Annotated in this window: 16 protein-coding genes; all 16 read right to left on the reverse strand. The window is 40.2% G+C overall.

Annotated elements, in window-relative coordinates:
* Positions 1-205: 205 nt before the first annotated feature.
* The 16 genes from ACO6HM_RS01195 to ACO6HM_RS01270 all read right to left on the reverse strand — a co-directional run bounded on the left by ACO6HM_RS01195 (position 206) and on the right by ACO6HM_RS01270 (position 18,514).
* Entirely contained in the window at positions 206-727 is a 522-nt protein-coding gene (locus tag ACO6HM_RS01195; protein ID WP_485389381.1) for a hypothetical protein, read from the reverse strand.
* Positions 691-1,062, reverse strand: a complete 372-nt coding sequence (fliS, locus tag ACO6HM_RS01200; RefSeq protein ID WP_485381114.1) for a flagellar export chaperone FliS — start codon at positions 1,060-1,062, stop codon at positions 691-693. The genes ACO6HM_RS01195 and fliS overlap by 37 nt, the downstream gene beginning before the upstream one ends.
* 231 nt (positions 1,063-1,293) lie before the next feature.
* Positions 1,294-2,814 carry a flagellar filament capping protein FliD gene (gene fliD, locus ACO6HM_RS01205; protein ID WP_485389382.1) on the reverse strand — a complete coding sequence of 507 codons (1,521 nt, stop codon included), beginning with the start codon at positions 2,812-2,814 and terminating at the stop codon, positions 1,294-1,296.
* A gap of 12 nt (positions 2,815-2,826) precedes the next feature.
* Positions 2,827-3,249 carry a flagellar protein FlaG gene (locus tag ACO6HM_RS01210; RefSeq protein WP_485389383.1) on the reverse strand — a complete coding sequence of 141 codons (423 nt, stop codon included), beginning with the start codon at positions 3,247-3,249 and terminating at the stop codon, positions 2,827-2,829.
* A gap of 126 nt (positions 3,250-3,375) precedes the next feature.
* Entirely contained in the window at positions 3,376-3,600 is a 225-nt protein-coding gene (gene csrA, locus ACO6HM_RS01215) for a carbon storage regulator CsrA (protein ID WP_208427978.1), read from the reverse strand.
* Positions 3,601-3,614: 14 nt separating this feature from the next.
* Entirely contained in the window at positions 3,615-4,082 is a 468-nt protein-coding gene (fliW, locus tag ACO6HM_RS01220; protein WP_485389384.1) for a flagellar assembly protein FliW, read from the reverse strand.
* A gap of 38 nt (positions 4,083-4,120) precedes the next feature.
* Positions 4,121-5,647 carry a flagellar hook-associated protein FlgL gene (gene flgL / locus ACO6HM_RS01225; RefSeq protein WP_485389385.1) on the reverse strand — a complete coding sequence of 509 codons (1,527 nt, stop codon included), beginning with the start codon at positions 5,645-5,647 and terminating at the stop codon, positions 4,121-4,123.
* A gap of 31 nt (positions 5,648-5,678) precedes the next feature.
* Positions 5,679-7,535, reverse strand: coding sequence for a flagellar hook-associated protein FlgK (gene flgK, locus ACO6HM_RS01230; protein ID WP_485389386.1), 1,857 nt, complete (start codon positions 7,533-7,535; stop codon positions 5,679-5,681).
* A 32-nt stretch (positions 7,536-7,567) separates the two neighbouring features.
* Positions 7,568-9,466 (reverse strand): flagellar hook-associated protein FlgK, encoded by a 1,899-nt coding sequence (flgK, locus tag ACO6HM_RS01235; RefSeq protein WP_485389387.1) that lies wholly within the window; start codon positions 9,464-9,466, stop codon positions 7,568-7,570.
* 20 nt (positions 9,467-9,486) lie between these two features.
* Positions 9,487-9,999: a flagellar protein FlgN gene (locus ACO6HM_RS01240; protein ID WP_485389388.1), complete on the reverse strand. Its 513-nt coding sequence runs from the start codon at positions 9,997-9,999 to the stop codon at positions 9,487-9,489.
* Between the two features lie 34 nt (positions 10,000-10,033).
* Positions 10,034-10,303 (reverse strand): flagellar biosynthesis anti-sigma factor FlgM, encoded by a 270-nt coding sequence (flgM, locus tag ACO6HM_RS01245; protein ID WP_208427972.1) that lies wholly within the window; start codon positions 10,301-10,303, stop codon positions 10,034-10,036.
* 159 nt (positions 10,304-10,462) lie between these two features.
* Positions 10,463-11,725 carry a diaminopimelate decarboxylase gene (locus ACO6HM_RS01250; RefSeq protein ID WP_485389389.1) on the reverse strand — a complete coding sequence of 421 codons (1,263 nt, stop codon included), beginning with the start codon at positions 11,723-11,725 and terminating at the stop codon, positions 10,463-10,465.
* Between the two features lie 72 nt (positions 11,726-11,797).
* Entirely contained in the window at positions 11,798-12,982 is a 1,185-nt protein-coding gene (locus tag ACO6HM_RS01255; RefSeq protein ID WP_485389390.1) for an MFS transporter, read from the reverse strand.
* Between the two features lie 267 nt (positions 12,983-13,249).
* On the reverse strand, positions 13,250-14,659 hold the full coding sequence (gene murD / locus ACO6HM_RS01260) for a UDP-N-acetylmuramoyl-L-alanine--D-glutamate ligase (RefSeq protein ID WP_485389391.1): 1,410 nt from the start codon (positions 14,657-14,659) through the stop codon (positions 13,250-13,252).
* Positions 14,660-14,868: 209 nt separating this feature from the next.
* The gene (locus ACO6HM_RS01265; protein WP_485389392.1) at positions 14,869-16,896 is read right to left on the reverse strand and encodes a sodium-translocating pyrophosphatase; all 2,028 of its coding nucleotides are present in this window, start codon (positions 16,894-16,896) and stop codon (positions 14,869-14,871) included.
* Between the two features lie 319 nt (positions 16,897-17,215).
* Complete coding sequence (locus tag ACO6HM_RS01270; RefSeq protein ID WP_485389393.1) at positions 17,216-18,514, reverse strand: M18 family aminopeptidase; 1,299 nt, start codon at positions 18,512-18,514, stop codon at positions 17,216-17,218.
* Positions 18,515-18,531 lie beyond the last annotated feature (17 nt).

The raw sequence follows: 18,531 nt of genomic DNA on the forward strand, positions 1-18,531 counted from the left end.
AGTTCATTGCTGTAAGATTGTGCTGTACTACCATAATAATTTTCCTCCTTGAATTTGTATTCAGCTTCCTTGCTGAATAATTAATTTAATATAGTTATAAAACTTTTGGCCTCTCTTTAAGGCCGTACACTCCTTTTGATTAGCCTTAAGTTTTACCTTCACAATATATATCGACATCGTTTTCAAAAACTTTAGTATTTTATAATTATTTTTTTTTGTCCACGAAATATGTTGTGCCATCCACACTACCATTCATATTGCTGTAGTATTTTGTGACTGCATTGCTGTTTAGGTTATAGCTTCGAATCTTGTCCTTACCTTTAGAAACCTTAAGATCGAACTTAATCTGGTTTCTTCTTTCGCAGGCTTCTATCTCCACTCCCCTATCTACAAGTGTTCTAATTGAATTCTGAAGCTTCTCTATCTTATCTTTATAGGCCTTAGGATTCTCCTTAATCATTTCCCTTACTCTGTTATAAGTAAGTTCAAAACCTTCATCAAGCTTATTTATCTCTTCAATCAACGCACTTTTTTTGTTTATGAGATTGTCAAAGTTCTCTTCATCAAATTCCTCTTTGCTAAGCAGGGTTTCCTGTGCCTTTGTAAGTTCAAGCACCTCTTCAAGTTTTTTCCCCTTCTTAACCAGAGAATCAGCCATAAGTTCTAAGTAATTTCCCACTTCTGTATTCATTATGAATTCTTTGCCGCCTTCATTACTTCTACCCATACGTCCCTCATTCCTCTTATATCCTCAAGGGCTTCATTAAGCTTATCCGCATCCTTTCTGATGTTTGCCATAAGCAGGTTTCTTAATATGCGCTGGTAAATGATATCAAAATCTTTAGCTACCTTATATTTGAAGTCCAGGGTTCCCTGAAGCTCCCATATAATGTTCTGCGCTTTAATCAGGTTATTGTTTGCCTTCTCTAAGTTCTTCTCCTCAATGCCGGCCATTGCCTGGTTACAAAACTTGATAGCTCCATTGTAGAGCATAAGTGTAAGTTCAGCAGGCGTAGCTGTATTTATTGATGCTCCCTGATAAAGACTAGCTGCGTTTGTCATCGTACTCCCTCCAAATGTATGTCTGTTACTAATTACAAAGTATATATCGGATAAAGCAAACTTTACTTTAGATGCTTTAAAAATTTAATTTGTGAAATAATATTTAACCATTTGTGTTTTTATATATTAAAATCACGAATACGAATATAACCATTTACCTTATAGTGGCTTCGTCCTCTTTGCATTCAAAAAGAGATACCATAATCATGATATCTCTTCGTAATCCTTTTATTATCTTCCAAGCATGCTCTGAAGCTTGCTGCTCTGAGCATTCATGGTAGCCATAGTTTTTTCCATAGCAGCGAACTGCTTGTAGTACTTGTCTTCCATCTTGTTTAGCTTGTCTTCAAGTGTAGTATATTCTTTCTTGTATGTAGTAGAAAGCTGTACCATCTCTTTATCGTTGTAGAATGTCATAGCTGATGAAAGGCTGGTACCCCTCATTGCATCTGTCATCTTATCGTAAAGATTTTTCATAATTCCCTGAAGAGCCTCTGCTGTTTCAGATGGATTCTCTGTAAGAGCCTTCTTTAGCTTGTCTTCCTTTGCAGAATATACTCCGTCCTCAGAATCTCCAAATATATGAAGCAGCCCCTTTTCCTTATAGTCAGAAGAGGTCATAACTCCAAAGCTAGCGAGACTATACTTGGTTCCGCCTTCACCGTTTGAATCAGCTCCAACTTTTACTGAGGTCTGCATAGCTTCCCTCATACCATTAAGTACATTGCCAAGCTTCTCATCTCTTCTAAGAAGGGAATCCTTTATCTTCTTCTCCCAGTTCTCAACATCCTTTTCAGACATGTCCTTCTTCTGGTCAGCAGTAAGAGGAGAATATCCTCTTGAAGAACCTGCATAGTAGAGCTCATTCATCTCTTTCAAGATAGAATTGTACTCTTTAATAAAGCCCTTGAAGTTGTTATATACAGAATCTACATCAGTAGTAGCACTTACCGAAACACTCTTTCCTGCATCACCTAAGTCATAGTCAGCAGTAGTTCCTGACACTGTTATATTAAGACCGTTAATGGTGTTGGTGTTTGTAGCTGTCTCATACTCAGTACCATCTACTCTAAAGATAGCATTCTTTGCATCAAGCTTGGTAACTCCTGAACCCGAAAGACCAAGCTTTTCAAGTCCGCTCGTCAAGCTCACATCGTTTTTAGACTCCTTAATCTCAAAAGCATTGGCTAAGCCGCTCTCTTTTGAAGATAAGTAAATTCTCTGCTGCTTGGTATCAAGACTTGCATTAATACCTGCCTTCTTAGCCGCATTAAGGAAGTCTCCAACTGTGGTATCACCGTTTACCTCTAAGGTATGCTCCTTGTCGCCTACCTTGAATGTAATCTCCTCACCAAGCTCGAATCCATTGTCTGTAAGCACTGAATCCTTACCGAAATCTTCAATATCTGTTACCTTTGCACCGGTTACGCTCTGGGCTGTAGCCACCTGCTTAACCTGTATCTTATGTGCTCCGTCAGAAGCCGATGGTTCACCGGTAACCTTAACTACACCTTCATTTGTGCTTGAAGTCTTCTTGGTTGTATAAGCACTTGAGAACCTAAGCGCAGATATCTTATTGGTATAAAGAGAATAAAGCTTGGTATTAAGCTCTTTCCACTTTTCCTGTTTCCACTCAAGCTTGGTTTTCTTTCCCTCAACCTTGCTAAGCTTGGTTCTCTGCGCGTCCATGATCTTCTTGATCATAGAATCAGTATCCATACCAGAGTTAATTCCTGAAAGTCTTATTGGCATATCAATTCCTCCTTACCTTTTTTCGTCAACAACTATACCTGCCAAATCATGTATTCTCTCAAGTATACTTTTGTTTTTATCAGGCGGAATCTCTTTGATTAGTTCTCTGGTTATCTCATCATATACCTTTATGGAAATCTTCCCAGTTTCCTTGTTATACGAAAAAGCTAACCTCCTGTAACCGTTTGACTGCTTAATCCTCTCATTCGCCTGGTCAATTGCGCTCTTTATGCGGTTCTCATCTTCTGAGTCCGCAATCCCGTTTTCGTTTCCCTGGTTGTCAGTCTGTCCAACATACCCTTTCTTGGCACGACCGGTAATAGCTACGTCGATGTCAAATTTAGTCTCTCTCCCACTTTTTGCAGGGTAGCTAATATTGCCGTTAAATTCGATGCCAGACTGACTTACAGCATTAGGCATCACTTTAAGACTCATTTGTTCACCTCCATGTAAACTTAAATCATACAATCCTTTGCATGTTGAAATAGTTTTAAAACATAGAATACGCTTTCTATAAGTCTTATCGGCAGTGTCAGGGGTAAACTTAACCCTTCTTATATTTTATTCAAAAATTTTGTTTATATCCTTCATACCCTTCTCTGAAGCATGGGAAGCCTCTCTATTAGACTCCTGTATCTGCTCGAACAGTTCTTTTCTATATATCGCAACGCTCTTAGGAGCCTTGATTCCGACTTTTACCTGTTCTCCCTTTACTTCAAGGATGGTAAGCTCAATGTCATTTCCGATAATGACACTTTCACCGGGTTTCCTTGATAAAGCTAACATTGTCATTCCTCCTCTTACTTGTTTTTCTCTGCCTTCATTTTCTGAACTGATTCGTAGATGCTAAACTTAATAGGATAGTCTTCATTATTTACTATAACCTGTATTCCCTTGCGGTTTACAGGATTGATAAGTATAGGAGCCCTGAAGTTAGCAGTTGTCTTGCTAGGGTCCTCACTTGGAATAGTAATTGTTAAAAGTGTAACAAGTTCTTCATCCTTAAATTCTCCGAGTGGCTTAAGGAGCTCATCTTCAACAACAGGCTCATATACTGCTGTAACAGTATATGGGTTGATTACAGGAAGAGCAAGCTCTGCCATATCAAGTGACTGGAACCATGAAATAGGACCCTCGGAACCCTTTTCAATGTCATAAATAAGTGTCCAGCGTTTCATATCCTCGAAGCCCATAATCCCGTTGTCAAATGTAAGGATTTTCTCATCTTCGATATCAACTTCTCCAAAAAATCTTGTCTTTACAAGCATGTTTTCCACCTCTTTCATTTAGGTTATATTGTTAATGTTTATCTTAAAAAGTCCAATAATGAATTCTGCACTACCTTTGCACCTGCCTGGAGAGATGCATTGTATATTACATTCTGTGCATTAAAGTTAATAATAGTCTCAACAAGATCCGCATTCTCATTATTTGACATAAGGTCGGTAAAATCATCAGTTTGTCCGGAGAGTCTCTCTTCCGTAAGGTCCAGTCTTGCATCGCGACTACCAAGGTCTGCGATAGACTTATTTACTACATCCTGATAATCTCTTATGTTATTAATGGCCTTGGAAAATCTCTCCTGCATAACCTTTTTCTTAAGGGTGAGCTCTGTATTCATAGCCTCCTTAAGCTGCTTAAGGCTAGCGAGGTCATTCTCATCTGTAGTATTGCCTATTACCTTGTCTACCTCTTTGATTTTACTTTCTACAAGATTCACATCCTCAATGCTTGTAAGAATTCCATCAAGCTCTCTGCCAAGGTCCTGAGTAAGCGCATCCTTTGCCTGAGTATTTATCTGAAGCCTCTGGTTGAAACTTACCTCGTACTCTATATCCTGGTCTTCCTTTTTGTAGTTGATTATCTTACTTTCATCTTCTGTAAGATTACCATCAGCATCAAAAGGAGTTGCTGTGCAGTCAAAATAGTGTTCAGGACGAACATCGCCAGTCTGGAATTCAGTTTTATTATACACTACATTGAAGCTTTTTGCACTCTTAAGATTTTCATAAGCTTCATCAGAAAGAATGAGCTCTCCTGTGTCAGCTATGAACTTTGCTCCTGTCTCAGGCTTTTCATAAGCTTTTGAATCTTTAGAGGTAAGCACCTCTCCATTTTCATTTGTAGACGTAATATCAATGCTATCCTCATTGCCATCGGCATCCTTCACTATAAGCTTTGGAAAATCATCTGATGCAGCGTCAAGGTTCTTGTATGAAAGCCTTATGTAATTTACTGCCATATTCTCTGCGTGTTCGGTGAAATCATTGACCCCGCCCGGTTCATAGTCCTTAAGGGAGAATCCGCCGTAAGTCCTAAGGTTGTTTTTGATGGATGTCTTATCAAACTCTTCAGTAATTGTATACTGCTTGCTCTTATCATTTTCAAGGTATGTAAGGCTTGTATCCGTCTTATACCCCGTAAACACATATCTTCCGGCGTAGTTAGCATCTCCTTCTTGGTATATCTGCTGTCTGTACTGCGCCATTGTCTTCATTATACTTGCACGGTTCTCAGCTGTAAGGCTGTCCTGAGAGCCCTGAGTGGCAAGGCCATGAAGTGTTCTACAGATGTCTGTCACCTGAGTGAGTGCACTTTCAGTTACCTGCAGCCAGCTCTTTGCATCCGGAACATTCTTCTTAAAATACTGCTTTATCTCAGTAAGATTGTTACGAAGCTTCAGTGCTCTAACTGCAACAACCGGATCATCAGAAGGACGCTGTATCTTCTTTCCTGTCTGATACTGTTCCTCTATACCCATAAGATTGAGCTTGTTAGTATTTATGTTAGTCAGAGTATTATTGGTCATTATCTGGTTGGTAACTCTCATCATAGCCTTAAGTCCTTTCTATATCACTTTGAAATTAAACTGCCATTTCATTAATCAGCTTATTATATATTTCGTTCATTACTGTAATTACTTTAGCAGAAAGATTATAACAATTTCTAAATTTAACCAAATCCATAGCTTCTTCATCACTGTCAACGCCTGAAATAGAGAGCCTTTGGTTATTAATTGCTTTAACCATCATATCCTGATTTTTTGCAAATGTTTCTGCTGTCTTTGCTCCAACTCCTATATCAGATGTAAGTGACTGGTAGAATTCCTCAGGCTTACCATGGTCAAACATGGTTCTATCCCTCTGAAGACTCTCGAGCTTCTTCATTACATCTGTATTCTCTATACCCTCAGATATAGTGCTGGCTGCAGCTATGAGGCTTGGATTCTCCTTAAACGTCCTTGTTACGGAATAATTATGGGCAACCAGTCTGTAGTATGTCTCGTCATCTGATGAAAACTCTGTTATCTCATTGCCGTCTTCATCCTCAGTTCCAGGCACCTTGAACTTGTAGTTCTCGCCTGTAGTCTTGTCAATACCATTAAAGAAGTCTTCTCCTTTATTGCCATCAAGGTCCACACCTGTCTTATGTACCTCATTAAATTCTTTGGAGAACTTTCTTACAAAGGTATTTAACTGGTCCAGGTAATAAGGAATTCCCTTAAAATTAACCTGCTCGCCTATCTTGGCAACCACCTTTGAATCCTCGCTTATGTCCTTAGTGATAGGCTTATCTTCCTTTAGCTTAAAAATATATTTATATTTATCTTTTCCTGTATCTTCGTCTTTCTCAATCTTCACATCAAAGCCTGTGTACTCATACTCTTCACTTCCTAACTGTATACGCCCTCTAGGTGGGAAGTTCATTTCCTCAATGCTGTTGATATTGGTATCTTCAAGAGTTATCTCTGTATCGCCCTCTGAAGCTTCTTTTACGTGACATCTAAGAGACGCCATATTGTTGCCGTCACGCATTTCAAAAAGGGCACCAAGCTTACCGCCAAGGTGGCTGTTATGTGCACTAAATCCCTGACCGTCTGCCCAGGTCACATCATATAGACCCTCTACGTCATTTATATTGCTTATATAATCTCTTGGCACTACATCAAGCTTATTGGCCCTGTAGTTATTTACAAGATAACCGCCATTTATCTTAACTGTATAATGAGTAACTCCCGCAAGCTTTCCATCAAGAGCCTCACCGATTTTCTCCTCCTTAACACTTACGCTTGTAAGCTCAGAAAGTTTGTCCACAAGGAGGTTTCTCTGGTCACGAAGGTCGTTTGCAAAGCCTCCGCTTACCTCTACCATATTTATCTGCTTGGTAAGGGTTGCAATCTGGTCTCCGTATGAGTTAATGGTATCTACGGTATTTTTAATAGCGAAGTTAACTTCATTCTGAGTGTTTTTTAAGTTCTCAGATACATTGTTAAAATACTCAGTAAGAGCATAGGCCTGGTTTACCATCTGCGCCCTTGCAGACTTACTTGTAGGGTTTTTTTCAACCTCTGACATACCATTGAAAAGATTCTTAAAGTTGGTATTGAAGCCACCCTCCTTGATTTCATTTAAGAAATTTTGGATGTTATTTAAGTAGTAAGCTCTGCTTTCATATTCTCCGTTAACTGTATTGGCAGAGCGGTATTTTAAGTCATAATACTCATCTCTTACCTGTGAAATCTTGTTAGCAGTAACACCGGTTCCTACCATACCATAGCGCTGTGCGATGGCAATAGGATCCTTTGCCTGACGGTTAACCTGCTGGCGGCTGTATCCTTCTGTCCTTGTGTTAGTTATATTGTGCGCAGTTGTATTGAGCGCAGCCTGATAGGTATGAAGTCCTGACGTACCTATATCCAATCCAAAAAATGTTGATGGCATATATATATCTCCTATTTGTTCACGAATAGGCCTTAACCAAGTCTGGTTACAACGTGCTCGAGCATCTCATCTATTACTGTAATATACCTGGATGCCGCATTAAAGGCCTGCTGAAATTTAATCATATGTGTAAGCTCTTCATCTGAAGAGGTACCAAGCACCTGCTGCCTCTGGTTATCCACACTCTGGGTTGTGGTTTCCTGGCTCTTAGCCATAGCTTTAAGGGTATGCCCTGTATTGGCCACCTCAGAAGTAAAAGCTGTATAATACTCCATAAAATTATTTTTAGTAAGTGTGTTTGGATTTAATACAGCAAATTTTTCATCCCATACTTTGTTTAGCTTTGCGGCTATATCCATACTGTAATCGCCTGTGTTGGTGTTATAGCTTAAAGGTATGAGAGAAACATTTCCCCTTATCTGCTTATTTACCTCAATTTCTCCCATAGAGAACATCGAGTACTTAGAGCCCTCATAGTTTGGATCATAGTCCTCACTGTTGTAGAGCATTACCTTCTTGCCGTCCATCTCCACATCAAGCTCTTTATAACGAGGCGTACTCTTTCTATCAAAGAGTGCATTACCCGGTGTTTTAGTTTTATCTGCACTAACTGGTGCATTCTTAGCATCGAGGATGGATACCTTGTATCTTCCTGTAGGATTGCCTAAGGCATCTTTTTCCTCTATCTTATAGTCTTCGAGGTCTGAAATATCTATATTAGGAATCTCATCTCCCTCAAGCACCTTGCCCTCTGAATTCTTCCATACCGGAACTCCTCCATCTGTCCAGGTTGCAGTAAGGTTTGGTGCAAGTATGTCATTTATCATGGTAGTAAGACCGTGGATTAACTGGTCAAACTGTGCCTCTGTATTAGTTAAAAGAGAAGGCGCTACGGTGTTGTTGTAGTTAACCTTTGCCTGCTCAAAGGCTCTCATCGCACTTATGTAATGCTCATCATTTTCACCCTCTTCATAGTCCTCGGGCTTTGGCTGTACAGGAATATCGGTATATCTTCCCTGCCTGCCCCTTGCAAGAAGGAGTCCCTTAAGTGAGCCTATATCTGTATCTGCTGCTGATGTTGGAGGGAAGTCAAAGTTAAATACTTCTCTTGGCTCCTTATCGTCATTTATATCAAAGTTCCATACAGGAGTGTGTAATTTAAGTTCATCATCGGTAGTCTTAAGGCCTATCTCATTTACCCCGAATTCGGTTACAAACTGTGTTCCCTCTACTGTAACAAGTACAGAGCCATCTTTGACTTCTTTGTAGCTAACCTTCACGTAGCTTCCAAGCTCATCAAGAAGCTTGTTTCTCTCATCTCTGTAGTCGTTTGCTGACTGACCGATGACCTCTTCCTTGCGGACTTCATCATTTATCTGGTCAAGCCTTACTCCAATCTCATTGATACGCTTCACATTGTTTTCTATCTTAAGATTGATATCCTGTCTTAGGCTTTTAAGCTGAGTAGTAATGGTATGACAACGCTCAATAAAAGTTCCCGCTGTCTCAACCAAAGAAGTTCTTGCGACCACGCTCTCAGGCTCTTTCTGAAGTTCCTGAACCGATTTCCAGAGGTCTTGCATCGAGCTCTGGAAGGTTGTACCCTGAAGCTCGCCAAAAAGATTCTCTACTTCTGTCACAATTTCTGCCTGTGCATTGTAGAATCCCTGTCTTCCGCTCTCTCTTCTAAAAGAATCATCTAAGAATCTGTCTCTTAGCTGTCTGATTTTGTCTACGATAGAGCCATGACCGGTTTGGTCCATGTATCTAAGTGTTGCTGTTCTCTCGTATTCCTTATCAACAGTAAGCACCTGCTGGCGTACATAGCCCTTAGTATCAACGTTGGTTAAGTTGTGTGCAGTCGCGTTAAGCGAATTCTGGGCTGTGTTAAGACCCGAAACTCCCACGCCAAAGCTTGTCATTAAACTCATATTATATCTCCCTGCTGTAATTAACTCTTAGCATCAAACATCCCGCTTTTTTCACCCTGAAGTTCTACTTCTGAGAATGTATTATACTGTCCTACTCCCGGAGAGGTCCTCAGGCTCTGAAGCAGATTCATATCAAAATCAATCATTTCGAGCGACTGCTTTATAAGCATCTGATTTCTCTCATTAAGCATAGCTAGAAGGCTAATAGTGCTTTTAAGCTTATCGTGTATTACTCTAAGCTCCTGCTGCTCTCTTTCCTGCCCTCTTATCAGATTGATGATAGAAAGGAAGTTTAGTTCACTTTCCTTCTTATTCATAACTATGCCTATATTACGAATGACCTCCTGTCTTTTCTTTTCCAGTTTGCTGATTCTGCTCACTAAAGCCTGCTCTTCCTCAGTAATGCTGGTTAAAGACTGGAGGTCATTTTTTACAATTATTCGGGTTTTTTTCTCAGCGAGAGGAATGATTTCACTGTAAATCCTTTCCTCTTCGCCTAGGACCATGATTAGTTCTTCAATTAAGCTCGCCATAGTTCCTCCGATTATTTATTTGCCATCTTCTATTCTAAAAACGTCCCTCTAGAAGTTTATCAGCTATATCTCTTGCAGAAACAGAGTAAGTACCGTTCTCAATTGCAGACTTAAGCTGTGCAACCTTGTCAGTACGGACATCAGAAGCAGAATTCACCGCTGTCCTTGCTACCTGAAATGTCTTAGCTGCATCAGAGATTTCAACTGTGTCACTGCCTCTCTCAGTCTTAGCCACGGCTTCAGGCTTTCTTGCCTTGCTAACATTGTAAGCGTTTGAAATCTGTCCAAAATTATCTACTCTCATAACATCACCTTCCATTAATCTGTTTTGGTTTGGATATAAATTAACCGATAAATAAATCTCCTAACCAAGTTCAATTAGTATCTCTGATTTATTTATCGGCAAAAATTATCATTACTTTAGTCTTTTTCTTTTAAAAATCTCAAAAAACGAAAAATTTTTTTACTTTGTTTTGCTAAGCCCCGGATAGTCCAAGGTAGCAAAATAATCAGCAGGTGTTTCAGCCCTTCTTATAAGTTTGACTCCCCCCGCCTCTGTTCTTAAAAGCTCTGCCGATCTGAGCCTTCCATTGTAGTTGTAGCCCATTGCAAATCCATGGGCCCCTGTATCGTGGATGACCAGATAGTCTCCCATATCAATATGCGGAAGCATCCTGTCTATTGCAAACTTATCATTGTTCTCACAGAGTGAACCGGTCACATCATACTTAAACTCTTCTTTCTCATCTTCCTTACCAAGCACCGTTATATGATGATAAGCTCCGTACATTGCAGGCCTCATAAGGTTAGCAGCACAGGCATCTACACCTATATACTCTTTGTAAATATGCTTCTCGTGTATTGCTTTAGTTACAAGATGTCCATATGGAGCAAGCATAAATCTACCAAGCTCAGTGAATATGCTCACATCTCCCATACCATTTGGCACCAGGATTTCTTCAAAGGCTTTTCTTACTCCCTCACCTATGACAAAGATGTCATTTGGCTCCTGTTCAGGTCTGTAAGGAACTCCCACACCTCCTGACAGATTAATAAAGCCTATGTGAACATCACATTTTTCCTTAAGCTCTACAGCAAGCTTAAATAGCTCTGTAGCAAGCATAGGATAATAGTCATTGGTTACTGTGTTGCTTACAAGGAATGAATGTATGCCAAATTCCTTTACGCCAAGCTCTTTAAGACGGGTAAATGCCTCAAACATCTGTGCTTTGGTCATACCATACTTTGCATCATTTGGATTATCCATAATGTCATTGCTTACCTTGAATACTCCGCCCGGATTGTAACGGCAGCTTATTTTCTCAGGTATGCCTGCACAGTCTTTTAGAAAGTCTATATGGGTTATATCGTCAAGATTGATGATAGCCCCAAGCTCTCTTGCCTTTACATACTCTTCGGCAGGAGTAACATTTGACGAAAACATGATATTTTCTCCTGTTATTCCACAGGCTTCACTCATCATAAGCTCTGCAAGAGATGAGCAGTCTGTTCCACAGCCCTCTTCTTTTAGAATATCTAAAATATATGGATTAGGTGTAGCCTTTACTGCAAAGTACTCCTTAAAGCCCTTATTCCAGCCAAAAGCTTTTTTTAGATTTCTAGCATTTTCCCTAATTCCCTTTTCATCATAGATGTGGAAAGGAGTAGGGTAGGTCTTTACTATTTCCTTTACCTCATCTAATGTTACAAACGGTATTTTTTTCATAAAACCTCCACATCAGTATACTTGTATACAATATCTATATGATATTATAACAGATAGACTTTGTCAATCTTTCTATATAGCCTCCTTCTTTTCCTTAGTAGTCGATATGAATACTAATACACAGCCTACAACCGAAATTATGGAGCCTACCACAAGCATTCCATTGGTACCAAGAATATCTATAAGTGCTCCACCAAGAAGAGAAGCAAAAACTATTCCAAGTGTATTTGACATAGTCATATAAGCCTGTCCCTTAACTCTATCACATTCCTCTACAGCGTGGTTTGCATAGTAGACCGTAGCCACTACAAAGGTTGCAAAGCCAAACAGCTGACAGACCTGTACAAAATAAAGACTCATCACATTAGGTACAATAAGGGTTAGTATTATCTTAAACATAATACCTACACTACCAACTCTCACCCAGGTGCTGCTGTCTCTCTTTGTGACAAGGAAGGCAAAACCAAACATAACAGGTATTTCAAATACTGCAGCCAGAGCCAGGCAGATGCCCATATTGGTATGAGTTCCACCCTTAAGCATAACAATCTGGTATAAAAATGTATTAATAAGATTATGTCCTACATAGGCACACACAGCCCCTACTAAAAATATAGCAAGTTTAGGGTACTTCACTAAGAAAGGCTTAGTCTCGTAAGTCCTCTCCTCCACAGATTCCCGGTGTCTTTTGGCCTTCTTAAAAGGAAAGAAAACAGTGCCAGCAAGCAGAATGGAGGCTGATATCATAGTGGCAATAGGAACTATGCTTAGGTCATCATCTTTTACAAAAGCTCCCATCGAGTTCACAAGTACCGCATAAAGCAAGGAGGCTGTCCCTCTGGCAACTCCGTAATTAATCTCCTTCCCCTGGTTCATCATTTCCATAGCAAGAGAGTTAGTAAGAGGCACCATTAACTGCATGATAGCGATAAGTGCACCAAATACTATGCCTGCTACTAAGAAGAGATGGTTGCCAAGGGCCAAAAGCACACCCGCTAGAACAAGCTGGAAACTCGCAATCATGGTGAGAAGGGTTTTAACTGACTTGGCATTCTCCTTATCCGCATAGGCAGATATCAAAGCCTGTAATACTGCGGATATCACGCAGCCCAGTCCTGAAATTATACCGACTTCCGTATTGGTAAATTTCTTTGCAAGTAAAAAAACTGAAGTGTACCCCATAAGGGGTGCGTACATTGCCCACATACCAACCTGAACAAAGATATAATTCAGTGTAAGATTCTTCTTTTCTTTCATTGTTTACCTGAATCCTTATTATTTATTTTCCCCAACAATCCGAGCATTCCCTAAAAGCACTCACAATCTTCTCATTAAATGGCAAATGTTAACGGCCATCATTCTATGATGCGCCATCGCATAATAACTCCTATGACTCTGCAAAACACATGATAAAACAAAAAAGCGCGATTATCAATTCTTTATTTTAAATTTTTTCTGCGTTTTTTAGAGAAATTTCTTCTTTCAGTTTTGGGTCCTGTACACAAAAGGTTGATAAAATTCGGATTATTCTTCTTTTACAAACTTCTTAAAGGTCTCTCCTCTTTCTTCAAAGTTCTTAAATATGCCGTAGCTTGCGGCAGCAGGACTCATGATGCAGGATTTCCCCTTCTTAGTTATCTTCTTTGCAAGCTTAACTGCGTCGTAAAGATTGTCCACAAGATAAAGCCTGTCTGAATTGTTTAGCTCCATATAGCCCATCTTTATCTCTTCCCTAATCCTTGCCCCGGTAGTCTCCATAAGAATAATATTAGGAACCTTAGACTTTTCAAGGTATTTTATAAGAGGCTCGTAGTCTATTCCTCTGTCCATTCCTCCTATGATTATAGTATCAGTATCACTTATGGTATTCATCGCTTCTATCGCTGTAGCAGGAATTGTGGAGATAGAATCGTCGTAGAACTTTATCCCGTCTACATTCCCCACGAATTCAAGGCGGTGCGGGAGAGGTTTATATGTCCTTAGAGCAGCCTCAAAGCCTTCTATACTTACACCAAGGTCCGTGCAGACAGCGAAAGCTATGGCTATATCAAAGAAATTGTGAAAGCCTCTTAAGGCTGTTTCATGCTCTTTTATACTAAAGGTAAATGTTTTATGGGATATGAAATCTCCTTCTACAAATGTAGTAACATGCTCGTCATTTTCAAACTTCTTATCATCTCTATTAAAGTCATAAACCACAGTTACCTCCGACTTAGCCTCACCCTTCTTTGGTATAACCCCGGTTCCGCAGTAGAGCCTATCTCCCTCTTTTTGATTTCTGTATATGTTTTCCTTTGAAGCTCTGTACTTTTCAAAGCTTCCATAGTGGTCAAGATGTTCAGGAAAGATATTTAGATATACACCGATATGAGGAGAATAGCTGCCGTATTCCAGCTGATGACAGGAAAGTTCAAATACTACCTTAGTATCATCCTTTATCTCGTCTATGAGTCCAAAGGCAGGTATACCAATATTTCCAACCAAAACTGTATCAAAGCCATTTTCCTTTAGTTCGTGGTAGATGAGGGTTGTGGTAGTGCTCTTTCCCTTTGTGCCTGTCACTCCTATAGTCTGTCCTCCATATACCTTTAGAAAATACTGAGCCTGAGAAGTTATCAGGGCTTTATATTCATAAAAAGGCTTAGGAAGGACTACTCCGGGACTCTTAAAGACTATATCAAACTCGTCTAAGTGAGACAAATAGTCCTCTCCTGTTATTGTACTTATATCGAGGTTCTTACTTCCTGCTTTAGTGACTATATCCCTTGCTTCCTTAATATTTATATCATTCTGATCCGCAATGACAATTTTACTCACTTCTCCTGCCCTTGCAACCACTTCAAGGTTTAGCTTCCCTTCTCTGCCAAAGCCCAGAATGAGTACCTTTTTCCCTGATATTTCTTCTCTTAATTCTTTAATAAGTTTATTTTCCATTTTTTGCCTCTTTATCCCACCTATACTATAGCATCTGATTAAATAACTATTTTTTAATATAATGATACAAGTGTCAGACACAATTTAAGGCACCTGCCTTAATTTTATTAAAACAGATGCCTTATTACACAACCACCTATCAACATCTATAGGCTTATGTTAGCACCGGAGCCGTCATTTTTCAAGCTTAAACCGGTATAAAAATCAAATTAAAGTAAGCCGCCTATAGCCACAAAAAGAGGAGCAAATACAACTGCAACTATAGTCATAAGCTTAATAAGAATATTGATTGAAGGACCAGATGTATCTTTGAAAGGATCGCCCACTGTATCACCTACTACTGCTGCCTTGTGAGGCTCACTTCCCTTTCCTCCAAAATGTCCCTCTTCTATGTATTTCTTAGCATTGTCCCAAGCACCACCGGCATTACTCATCATGATTGCAAGAAGTACACCGGATGAAAGAGCACCTGCAAGCATACCACCAAGAGCCTCGGTTCCCATAACTATACCTACAGCAAGAGGTGCCGCTATAGCCATAAGTCCCGGAAGTATCATCTCTTTAAGCGCAGCCTTTGTAGATATATCTACACACTTTGCATAATCAGGCTTAGACTTGCCCTCCATTATGCCCTTGTCCTCTCTAAACTGTCTTCTAACTTCCTCTATCATATCATTTGCAGCCCTGCCCACAGAATTCATGGTCATAGCTGAGAAGAGGAAAGGAAGCATAGCCCCTATAAAGAGACCTGCTATTACAAGAGGATCAAGAAGACTTATTGAATCGAGCTTTGCCACCTGTGAATAGGAAGCAAAGAGTGCAAGAGCTGTAAGTGCAGCTGATCCAATGGCAAATCCCTTACCTATAGCTGCTGTGGTATTGCCCACAGCATCAAGCTTGTCTGTTATCTCTCTTACCTCGTGAGGAAGCTCACACATTTCTGCTATACCGCCTGCATTATCTGATACAGGGCCGTAAGCGTCTACCGCAACTGTCATAGCTGTGGTTGAAAGCATACCTACAGCCGCAAGTGCAATACCGTAAAGTCCCGCAAATGCATTGGCAACAAGGATACCTGCTGCAACGCAGATAATAGGCCAAAGTGTAGACATCATACCTACTCCAAGTCCTGATATAATCGTAGTAGCTGAACCTGTCTGTGACTGTTCTGCTATCTTTTTAACATGCTTATAATCTCCTGAGGTATATATCTCTGTCAGCTTTCCTATGGCTATACCAACTATAAGTCCCGCTATTATAGCTATGGCAGGATTGTAGGTATTAAGAAGCATCTTGCTCATTACAAATGAAGCAATGATAACTATGATACCGCTCACATAGGTTCCTGCATTAAGTGCTGACGCAGGGTTGCCTCCTTCTTTGCCCCTTACGAACATAATGCCAAGGATTGAGGCGATTATGCCTATAGCTGATAGAAGTAATGGGAACAGTGAGCCCATATAAGGGTCAAGAGCAAATTCTGCTCCTATCTGCGGTGTAATCTTTGGAATAACTACAGCTAAGGTAATGGCCGAAATAATTGAGCCCACATAGGATTCGAAAAGGTCTGAGCCCATTCCTGCCACGTCCCCTACATTGTCGCCTACGTTGTCAGCAATAACTGCCGGGTTTCTAGGATCATCCTCAGGGATACCTGCCTCTACCTTTCCTACAAGGTCTGCTCCAACGTCTGCTGCCTTGGTATAGATGCCACCGCCTACTCGTCCAAAAAGCGCCATAGATGATGCACCAAGTCCAAAGCCTGTGATTACATCTGCTGCATCCACTCCCATTGCCACAAAGATGACTCCAAGTCCACATAGTCCAAGACCTGTTACACAAAGCCCCATGACAGCACCCGAGCGGAAGGCTACCTTAAGTGCCTTAACCATACCGCCGTCTTTTGCTGCGTTGGCAGTTCTTACATTTCCTTTTGTTGCTACTGTCATGCCAAAGTAGCCTGCAAGTACTGAAAGCAATGCACCTACCACATAAAGTATGGCTGTAACCCAGCTGTTAAGCAGCACTCCGATAAGCACGAAAAGTACAACGACAACTATAACCATAGTCTTGTACTCTCTTTTAAGGAAAGCCATGGCTCCCTCGTGGATGTAGCCGGATATTTCCTTCATCCTATCCGTTCCACTGTCCAGGCCTCCTATCCATTTTGCCAGACCAAAGGCAAAAACAAGTGCAATCGCCGCGCAAATTGGTACTGAAATTGCTAAAGTTCCCATTCACATGCCCTCCTCATTATTAGTTAAGATGCTAATTATTTCCGTTTAGCTTTTAAATTTTAGTATGTTTTTAGATAAAAAGCAAGCTATTTTAGTTATTTATACCAAAAAATTATAAATAACGCCGAAAAAATATGTTAAACATTTAACAATTCATAGTAATTGCAAATTAACTTAAAATATTTATCATTTTTTTCTATGTAATCTTACTAAGATTTATTTCTAAGTCAAGGTTTGCGCTAAAACTTTCTCTTACATAAAAAAAGAGAGCAGAGTAAATAATATACCCTGCTCCGAATTACTTTTATAACCAGTCGGTCTACGCCAGCTTTTCGCTAATATCAGTCTTAAAGAACTGCTTCATGGCAGCCTCAAGATAGTAGGTATCCTTCACACCGCCACTCTCATAAGGAGAATGCATAGCCCACTGTGCCATACCTATATCTACTGCATTGAGTGATACCTGAGTATTGGAAATATTGCCAAGGGTAGAGCCTCCTGCCGCATCTGAACGATTGACAAAGGTCTGAACAGGCACCTTAGCCTCAGCGCAGATTTCTCTAAATACTGCACCCGATACTGCATCTGTTGTATATTTCTGATTAGCGTTGTACTTGATAACTACTCCCTTGTTGACAACAGGTCTGTTGCAAGGGTCGGCCTTTTCCGTATAGTTTGGATGTACGGAATGGGCATTGTCAGCTGACACCATAAAACTCCTTGCCACTGCCCTAAGATAACTCTCCTCATCACCACCCAGAGCCTTATTTACACGGACAAGCACATCTTTAAGGAAGGTAGATGCCGCACCCTGCTTGGTTCCTGAGCCTACCTCTTCATTATCAAACACGCAGTGAACAATTATGTTATTCTTATTTTTAGCTTCTACGATACTTTCTGCACCCGCAAATACACACTGGAGGTCATCTAGCCTGCCTGCCGCTATGAATTCATTGTCAGCCCCCCAAAGTGTACCCTTTACCCTGTTTGATAAGAAAAGATCGGTATCAAGTATGTCTTCCTTAGAAATGCCAAGTTCTTTGGCCACAATGTCATAGAGAGTAACACCAGAGCCAATCTCGGCAAATATAGGCTGGGTATCATTTTGAGCATTGTACTTATATCCCTCATTTGCCTCACGGTTCATGTGAATAGCAAGATTAGGCATCATAACAATATCTCTATCTATATGAAGAAGCCTCTCCTCAATCTTCTTGCCATTCTTTACCATTACTCTGCCTGCAACTCCAAGAGGTCTGTCAAACCAAGGTGCCATAAGCATTCCACCGTATTTTTCGACATTTAATTTCACAAAGTTCTTTTCTACATTTATCTCTGCATTAGCCTTTATCTTAAATGTAGGAGAATCGCTGTGCGCAGAGGTTATATTAAAGCCCTTAAAGTCTGCTTTTGGTACTCTAAATGCTATGATGGCAGAGTTATTTCTTGTTACATAGTAATCTCCGCCTTTAACCACATCAAACTTGTCTTTCTCACAGAGTCTCTTAAACCCTGCCTTCTCATACATTTTAGACAAAGCGTTTACTACATGAAACGGACTTGGGTTGCTGTCCAAAAAATCAATCAGCCTTCTAGAGGCTTCTACGTATTTATCCATAATCAATTCCTTTCCTT

It is taken from the genome of Catonella sp., assembly GCF_057250765.1.